Here is a 7,828-nt window from a genome sequence, read left to right as displayed (position 1 = left end):
GACTGGTATAGACAATATTATGAGCGCAAAATGTATCGTGAATTTAAAAATTGTGTAAATAAAATGAGACATATATCCAATTACTTAAAACCGCAAACAAGAGATGAGTGTTTTGACAGATATTTTATTGAGGATTATGTCAAGGATAGTGCTCAATGCATCAAGGGTGATGTTTTAGAATTTGCTGGTGGAGAAACTATTTACGCTCAAAAATATGGCACTAAACCAAATGTTTTCATAATGGCAGCATTATCACATAAAGAAGTCTATCCAAACGCTAATTATTACGCCGACTTAGAAAATGAGGATACACTTCCAAGCAAGAAATTTGATTGTATTGTGGCGACTCAAGTTATAATGTATATGGAGGATTTAACAAGGACTTTAAAAAATTTGAAATCAATGTTGAAACCTAATGGATATTTAATACTCACAGTGCCTGGACCAATTTTTCATCATAGCAAAAATTCTCATCATATGTTTTCTTTTACTGAAGAGTCTATTAAGTCCCTTTTGCTAAAAACTTTTGGTAATTATGAAAACTTTGAGTGCTATGGAAACTTGGAATATGTCCAGTATATGCTTTTTTGGATAAAGAAAAATCCTTATCATAGAGATATAAAATTAGAATATCAATATACCTTAGTTATGGGTATTACAGCCCAAAATAAGTAGTAAAATATTAGATATATTGACAGAACAGATGAAATTTTGATATGATTCAAGGTTTGTTTATAGTTTTATTTACTAAAACAAAACAATTCAAATAGCGTGAGGTTTTTTGGTATGGATAAAAGAGTCAAAAAAAGCATAGAGTTTATTTTTTCAGTTTGCAATAGTGCGGATAGAAAATATAAAGTTTTAACCGTTTGTGGTTTGCAGATTAGATTTAGGAGAATTTTTTATTTTTTTGAAAATATGTTTGGGCTGAATGAGCAAATTTTAGAACGAGTGGAGAGCATTTCAAGAAAACTTTCAATGCCAGATTCTATTTTTCAGTTTGATGATGTTAGGTTTTATGTGCCGTATTATCCTATTGATTTTATCCAAAGGCATATTGTCAATACTAAAACATTTTTTGAACAAGAAATTCTAGAGTCATTAGATAAATATATACCTGAAAACTCTGTTATATTTGATATTGGGGCAAATATAGGTAACCATAGCATATATTGGGGGATAAGAAGAAATGTGTCAAAAATATACGCATTCGAGCCCGTGAGAGATACTTTTGAGATTTTAAAAAGAAACATTGAACTGAATGGTTTGAAAGATAAAGTTGTATTGCATAACATTGGCTTAAGTGATAGAAAAGGTGAAGCAGGATATGTTGATTATAGAATGGAAAATATTGGTAGCACTCATTTGAAGCCTTTGGAAGAAATTGGTGGGGGGGGGGGGGATATGCAGTTGTGCACTCTAGATGATATGACATTTCCCACTAATCGTATAGATTTCATCAAAATAGATGTGGAGTCAATGGAGATACTGTTATTAAAGGGGGCTAGTAAATTTTTCAAACATTACAAACCTTCTTATATTTTTATAGAAATAGAAGAGGTAGATAATGAACAAGAAGTAGATGAGATATTGCTACGGTATGGATACATAATGTTAAGACAATTTGAGCATCATAATTTTTTATATACACTCGCAAAAGAGTGATAAAAAAAGGAAGTGATATGCGATATGTATTTTTGCTAAAAAATATACTAAAAAATTTTCGTATCAAAATAAAAAGTATTACAAAAAAAAATCCAAATTTGCGCAATCAAATGATGAATCCAATTAAATATAACACTTCAAGTTTGATAAGAGATACAGATAGAATTTTAATTATTGCGCCACACCCAGATGATGAAGTAATAGGTTGTGGCGGTATTATTGCAAAATATCCAGCGCAAGTTGATGTATTGTGCATAAACTCTAGTGGGGTAAAATATGATTGGAATCTTGAAACTGCAGAAGAAATAGCACAAATTCGGTGCAATGAGTTTTGTAATGTGATGGAGAAAGGTGGTGTGAAAAAATACTACATTTGCAAAATATGGGGAGTTCCTCCTATGTTTGATGGCATAAAGTCTAGTTTTGACAATTATCTAAAAAACTTTAACTTTATGGATTATGATATTATTTTTGTTCCACATAGGTTTGATGGACACAGAGAGCATAGGTTTGTTGGAAATTATTTGGCAAAAAAACTGATAAAAAAATCAGGTTATAAACAAAGCTTAAAAATTGCTAGATATGAAGTTTGGGGAACTTTGCAAGCACCAAATTATTACGAGGATATAACGGGATTTATTGACAAAAAGAGGGAGCTAATTGAAAGCTACGAGTCTAGAAAAAAAGCACATTATGCGGATAGGATTTTGGCATTGAATTATTATAGAGCAATTATTTGCTCTTTTAGTAATCCAAAAAGTTATGCAGAGGCTTTTTATGTTCAAGACATATGCGACTATCTATATGAAAAAGATGATAAAAGCTGGAAAAAAGAATGTTAAAAATACCTGTCTTTTTGGCTAGTGATGATAAGTATGCCCCATTTGTTGCAACAACAATGGCTTCCATACTTATGCACACAAATGATTTTATAGAGTTTTATATAATGGATTGTGGAATTTCAACCAAAAATAAGAAAAAAATTTGCAAAACGGATAAGTATTTTAAAAATTTTTCTATTGAATTTTTAGAAATAGACATAGAAAAGTATTTTAGTAAGTTTCCAGAATTAGAACAAATATCAAGGGCTATGTATGCTAGATATTTAATTCCGTTATTAAAACCTGACATTGACAAAGCTATTTATTCTGACATAGATGTAGCTTTTGTTAAGGATGTAAGAACTTTGTTTTGCGAAGAATTGGGTGGGAAAATAATTGGAGCAGTTCCCTCCCAAAGAGGAAATCTAAATAATAATTATAAAAAAGAAAAAGAGAAATTAAATTTATCCCCCAGCCATCAATTTTTTATGAGTGGCTTACTTCTAATAAACTGTAATTTGTGGCGTAAAAATGACATTACTTCTAAGCTTTTTGAACAAACTGCTTTTCATTCAAATTGTATTACTTTGCCTGACCAAGAAATTTTTAACATAGTGTTTGATAATAATTATATGCCATTGGATAAAAAATATTGTGTAATTTACAAAATATTCGACCAAGTTTATACAAAAGAGCAAATTGACAATCTAGTCAAAGAACAAGTAATAATTCATTATCCGGGGGGGGGCGATAGCAAACCTTGGAATAATAAAAAACTAAAATCTGCCGAGTATTTTTACGAAGCAGTAAAATTTACCGATTTTAGAAAGGAGATAGCGATGATTAGCAAAAAAAAGCCTATGATAAAAAAAATACTGCATAATATATTTGATGTGCGAAACAATTCAGAAAAAACACATAAAGTTGTAACTATTTTAGGGATTAACTTAAAGTTTAGAAAAAAAATCAGGCAAAAAGATTTGATAAAAACAATAGAAATTCAAAATGATAAAATAAAAGCCATATACACTTTGTTAAATAGTTGTGTTGATATAACTAAAGTCCCAAAAGCAAGAGGGGAATTAAGAAAGTTACAAATGGCAGATACTTTAGCTTTAGATATATTTGATAGATTATGCACCAAGCATAGTCTTACCTACTGGCTAGACTATGGTAGCTTGTTGGGGGCTGTTCGTCATAGGGGGTTTATTCCTTGGGATGATGATGTTGATGTCGCTATGATAAGGGGTGATTATGAAAAAATTAGGACGATTTTTAGGAACGATTTTGAAAAATTGGGATTTGAAGTAAATGAGGGGATAGGCTATTATAGACAAATAATTAGACTAAAATATAAAAATTCTGCCATTCAGATAGATATTTTTCCACACGATTTTTATTTCAAAGATATAGATTCTAGAGTGGAGGAAATAGAACTGTCAAATAAGATTGTATTGTGCAATAAGCAATTTTTTCAAGAACAACCTTTGGAATATTTACAACAAGGTAAAATAAAATTTTCCTATGAAAAACTACAAAGCATTACTAATAATGTCATATTGCAAAACAATAAAATAGATACAAGTAATGGCGCACTATTTAGTGGGTGTGAATACATTTGTTATGATAAGCCAAAAATTATTTCCAACAAATTATTATTCCCCTTAAAAAGAGCCTCTTTTGAGGACATTGAGCTTTTTATTCCAAACAATAGTGATTTATACCTTAAAAAGATATATGGCGATTATTTTTCATTCCCAGATTTTAGCGACCCAGAAATGTGTGCCCATAAAGACATTATGGATAAATGTAAAGGTATTGATGATATTATAATAGAGTTAAAAAATATTATAAAGAGTGATTTTGCTATTGCTTCAAAATGAAATTCTATAAAACAAGATATAAAAACTAATTAAATGTTTATTTTTAGGGCAAGTGAGGAGTGGGCGTATTAAAAACGGATTGCTTTATTTTATTCCAAACACCTCCCTCCACTTCTCCATTATCACTTCCTTGCTAAATCTTTCACTTACGATTTTTTTGGCTTCTTTGCCAAATGCAACCCGCATAGATTCATCGCGCATTAGGGTGATGAGTTTCTCGGCGTAGGATTCTAAGTCGTTATCAGCGATTAAAAATCCGCTTTTGTTATGCTCGATAATTTCACTTGGTCCTGTGGCTATGTCAAAGGATATGGGTGCTAAACCATAAGCTGTGCTCTCCAAAAGCACCATAGGAAATCCCTCAAAATGCGAAGCCATAGCATAGATACTTGCTCCCAAATATTCGCGCTCTATGTCTTTGGTAAAGGGTTTTAATAAGACAGATTCGCCTAGATTGAGTGCGCGAATCTTGGACTCTATCTCGCTTTTTAAGACTCCATCACCTACGATGATAAGTTTCCATTCACGCAAATCATTTGCCATATTGTCATTGCGAGAAGCGCGTAGCGATTCGTGGCAATCCATTTTAGGATTTATAGATTGCTTCGGCGAATCCACAGATTCGCCTCGCAATGACGGGTGGGGATTCGTCATTGCGAGATTTGGCAACGCCGAATCGTGGTAATCCACAATCTTTGTCTGCACCATTTTCCAAATATCAAGCAACCTTAAAAAGCCTTTTTGGTCGCCACTATCCATTCGTCCCACGCTTAGCACCACCTTTTGGCTGTGATTTGTAGAAACTTGCGGTATCGTAGGTAAAAAGTTTGGAATGACTCTTACATTGCTATGGTAGCGTTGCCATATATCTAGCTCTTTATTGGTGAGTAGGATTAGGGTGTCGAAATTTTTAAGACTTTTAAAATATTTGTCATTCGTACACTGGCTCAAAAAGTAGTAGGATATATGCTTAAGATGAATGTATTTGGTATTTTTATTTTTGTAGTATGGATAAAAATCTGCAAAAGTATTATCTATCACAAAATCATATTTGTTTTTGTTAATTACAACATTTAACTTTCTTTGTAATACTTCACCTGTTTTGATAAGTTTAAATTTCACTAAAAATCTTAATTTATATAAAAACACTTTTGATTTTATACAAAGTCTTTTATAATGCCCTTTGATTGTTTTTATATCACATTTGTATGGAGGCAAATCACATAAGTCGTGGTAGCAAACAACGCGAACCTCCGTGCTTAATGGATAAGGTATGTTTTTGTTTTTATTTTTTAAAGATAGGACTTCAATTTGTGGTTTACTCCCTCCACAACAGTATTTACCAGAATCAAATCTCATAGCATTAAAAGCATTTGCTAGATTTACAACTACTCGTTCTGCTCCACCACCAATTGTTATATCTTCAATGATAAGGAGGATTTTCATAGGTTACCACCCTTAATTCTTCTCTTTGTTGATTAACTTCCCTTTGCCTATCCACGGCATCATTGCTCGGAGTTTTTCGCCTACGCGCTCGATTGGGTGAGCGGCTAGGTTTTTGCGCTCTGCGTTCATTCGCGCATATCCTGCCTTGCGCTCTAGGATAAAGTCTTTGGCAAATCTGCCGTTTTGGATTTCGCGCAGTATTTCTCTCATCGCTTGCTTGGATTGCTCGTTGATTACGCGTGGTCCACTTACCATATCGCCGTATTCTGCGGTGTTTGAGATAGAGTAGCGCATATCAGCTAGCCCGCCTTGATAGATTAAATCCACGATGAGCTTTAGCTCGTGCAAGCACTCAAAATACGCCATTTCTTCGGGGTATCCCGCCTCTACGAGTGTCTCAAATCCCGCTTTTACAAGGCTTGTTACACCACCGCATAGCACGGCTTGCTCGCCAAACAAATCCGTCTCGGTTTCATCTTTGAAAGTCGTTTCGATGATTCCGCTTCGTCCGCCACCGATAGCGCAGGCATAGCTTAGCGCGATTGCTTTGGCATCGCCTTTGGAGGTGTCTTGCTCTACGGCGATTAAGTCTGGGATTCCCCCGCCTGCGACAAACTCACTTCGCACAGTGTGCCCTGGGGCTTTTGGGGCTACCATTATGATTCCCACGCCTTTTGGTGCAGTGATTTGCCCGAAGTGGATATTAAACCCGTGCCCAAAAGCGATGATTTTATCCTCGCTTAGGTGCGGGGCTATGTCGCGTGCAAAGACATCTGCTTGGAGTTCATCAGGGATTAAAATCATTATAATGTCCGCTTTTTTGGTAGCTTCTGCCACTTCTAGCACGCTAAATCCCTTTGCTTTTGCCTTATCCCAGCTTTTGCCGCCTTTGTATAGCCCGATGATGACCTCTACGCCACTATCGCGGAGGTTTTCTGCGTGGGCGTGCCCTTGAGAGCCAAACCCGATGATTGCCACCTTTTTGCGCTGTATGAGGGCTAAATCACAATCTTTGTCATAATAGACTTTCAATGCTTTTTGTGCTGCTTGAGAACTCATTGCAATCTCCTTTTTGGGTGTTTAAATTTTAAAACAGATTTTGGATTATAGGGCAAATTTGTTTAAGATTGCGTAAATTATCAAAAAATTCCCAAAGAAATACCCAAAACAAAAATGCAAATCTAGGGGGGTTAAGAATTTTTAAGTAAAATCTTGGGTGCTTTTTAAGTGGTGCAAAATCTAGCAAACTCTAAAAATCCGCAAAATCCAAAAAACTTCAAAGAGTCAAAAAATCAAAACTTCAAAAATGAGATGAAAAAGGATATGCTATGCTTCTTTCAAAACGGCTAAAAACACAGGGGGATTTTTGCTTTGGCTATCGCAGTTATTTGCCGCTTTTTTTGCTTCCTGCGCTGATTTTTGTGTCGCTATGTTTTGGGCAAAATCTAGTGAAGTTTGAAAATCTAGGGGATTGTAGTGAGTATTATGCTTATAGTCAATGGCTTATTTATGCAAGCATACTCATAGGCTTTGTAGGCGAGGGGATTCGTATGTTTGTGGCGGGGTTTGCAGCGCGTGGGACAAGTGGGAGAAACACAAGGGGGCAAGTCGCAGATGAGCTAAACACCACAGGGGCATATTCTATATGTAGAAATCCCTTGTATCTTGGCAATTTTTTGATGATGCTAGCTCCTGTGATTTTGCTTGGCAATGCGCTTTTTGTGGTGATTTTTGTGCTTGCTTTTTGGCTTTATTATGAGAGAATCATTTTTGCCGAAGAGAGTTTTTTGCTACCAAAATTTGGCAACGATTATGAAAAATGGGCAGATAAAACACCTTGCTTTTTGCCACGATTTAGTGCGTTTGTAAAGCCTAAGCTACCTTTGAGCATCTCTACTATAATACGCAAGGAGTATAATTCTATCTATGGGCTTATTTGTTCGCTTTTTGGAGTGCATTATCTTATCGCTATTTTGGGGTATTTTAAGTGGTGGGGAGTAAGTGGGGTTTTGC

The 7,828-nt window shown here is 34.8% G+C and carries 7 protein-coding genes; 5 read left to right on the top strand and 2 right to left on the bottom strand.

Annotated elements, in window-relative coordinates:
- The 4 genes from CQA40_RS10555 to CQA40_RS10540 form a co-directional block, all read left to right on the top strand.
- The coding region (locus CQA40_RS10555; RefSeq protein ID WP_220271921.1) for a methyltransferase domain-containing protein at nt 1-675 on the top strand (675 nt) is incomplete at its 5' end.
- 111 nt (nt 676-786) lie between these two features.
- A complete protein-coding gene (locus tag CQA40_RS10550; protein WP_115520794.1) occupies nt 787-1,665 on the top strand; it encodes an FkbM family methyltransferase in 879 nt (292 codons plus the stop codon).
- A 17-nt stretch (nt 1,666-1,682) separates the two neighbouring features.
- Complete coding sequence (locus tag CQA40_RS10545; RefSeq protein WP_115520793.1) at nt 1,683-2,507, top strand: PIG-L deacetylase family protein; 825 nt, start codon at nt 1,683-1,685, stop codon at nt 2,505-2,507.
- The gene (locus tag CQA40_RS10540) at nt 2,501-4,369 is read left to right on the top strand and encodes a glycosyltransferase (protein WP_115520792.1); all 1,869 of its coding nucleotides are present in this window, start codon (nt 2,501-2,503) and stop codon (nt 4,367-4,369) included. Before CQA40_RS10545 ends, CQA40_RS10540 begins: the two co-directional genes overlap by 7 nt.
- 84 nt (nt 4,370-4,453) lie before the next feature.
- Here the strand turns inward: CQA40_RS10540 and CQA40_RS10535 are convergent, their stop codons facing one another.
- Nucleotides 4,454-5,815: a glycosyltransferase family 4 protein gene (locus tag CQA40_RS10535; protein ID WP_115520791.1), complete on the bottom strand. Its 1,362-nt coding sequence runs from the start codon at nt 5,813-5,815 to the stop codon at nt 4,454-4,456.
- A 12-nt stretch (nt 5,816-5,827) separates the two neighbouring features.
- Nucleotides 5,828-6,874, bottom strand: coding sequence for a ketol-acid reductoisomerase (ilvC, locus tag CQA40_RS10530; protein WP_115520790.1), 1,047 nt, complete (start codon nt 6,872-6,874; stop codon nt 5,828-5,830).
- A gap of 269 nt (nt 6,875-7,143) precedes the next feature.
- On the opposite strand from ilvC, the gene CQA40_RS10525 reads away from it, so the two are divergent.
- On the top strand, nt 7,144-7,828 hold a 685-nt coding region (locus CQA40_RS10525; RefSeq protein WP_115520789.1), incomplete at its 3' end, for an isoprenylcysteine carboxylmethyltransferase family protein.

The sequence above is a fragment of the Helicobacter sp. MIT 01-3238 genome, assembly GCF_003364135.1.
Taxonomy (GTDB): Bacteria; Campylobacterota; Campylobacteria; order Campylobacterales; family Helicobacteraceae; genus Helicobacter_B.
This window is presented reverse-complemented; position numbering and strand designations above follow the sequence as displayed.